Below are 699 nucleotides of genomic sequence, written 5' to 3'. Positions count from 1 at the left end.
GGAATGATCCCCGCGTTCGACTTCCCCGGCGAAATCACCCCAGGACAGTTCGGACCGATGATCCGCGTCTTGTTCCCCTGCTTCGATTTCTGAGCGCACGCGTGCGCCCAGAACACGGCGGTGTCATGCACCGGAATACCCTCGGTGATCACCACCGCCAACCCGATCCCGGCGTCGATCGCCTCGATCACCGCGCCCTTGGCGAAGCGCGGCGGCACGAACACGACCGTGGTGTCGGCGCCGGTCCGGGCCATGGCGTCGGCGACGGAGTCGAACACCGGCAGGGCGGTGCCGTCGATCTCGACGGTCTGGCCGCCTTTGCCGGGGGTGACGCCGCCGACGACGGTCGACCCGGCGGCGAGCATCCGGGCGGTGTGCTTGCGCCCCTCGGCGCCGGTCATGCCCTGAACGATGATCCTGCTGTCCTCGGTGAGGAAGATCGCCATCTCACGCTCCCTGCGCGGCAAGCTCGGCGGCACGTCGGGCCGCGTTGTCCATGGTGTCCATCTGGGACAGTCCGGGTAGGTCGGCGTCGTCGAGGATCTGGCGGCCCAGGGCGGCGTTGTTGCCGTCGAGCCGGACGACGACGGGTTTGTCGACGGTGCCGAGGAGTTCGAAGGCTTGGACGATGCCGTTGGCGACCGCGTCACACGCCGTGATCCCCCCGAACACGTTCACGAACACACTCCGCACGTCCGG

Annotated in this window: 1 protein-coding gene and 1 pseudogene; both read right to left on the bottom strand. The window is 68.4% G+C overall.

The window, feature by feature from the left end:
- Window positions 1-446 (bottom strand): CoA-binding protein (locus BLA60_RS41860; RefSeq protein ID WP_211289037.1); only part of this gene is annotated, 446 nt, incomplete at its 3' end.
- A 1-nt stretch (window position 447) separates the two neighbouring features.
- Window positions 448-699, bottom strand: a pseudogene (locus BLA60_RS41855) (ADP-forming succinate--CoA ligase subunit beta); the annotation flags it as partial.

The sequence above is a fragment of the Actinophytocola xinjiangensis genome, assembly GCF_001921215.1.
Classification (GTDB): domain Bacteria; phylum Actinomycetota; class Actinomycetes; order Mycobacteriales; family Pseudonocardiaceae; genus Actinophytocola; species Actinophytocola xinjiangensis.
The sequence above is the reverse complement of the archived record's forward strand: the minus strand, read 5'-3'. Positions and strand labels throughout refer to the sequence as shown.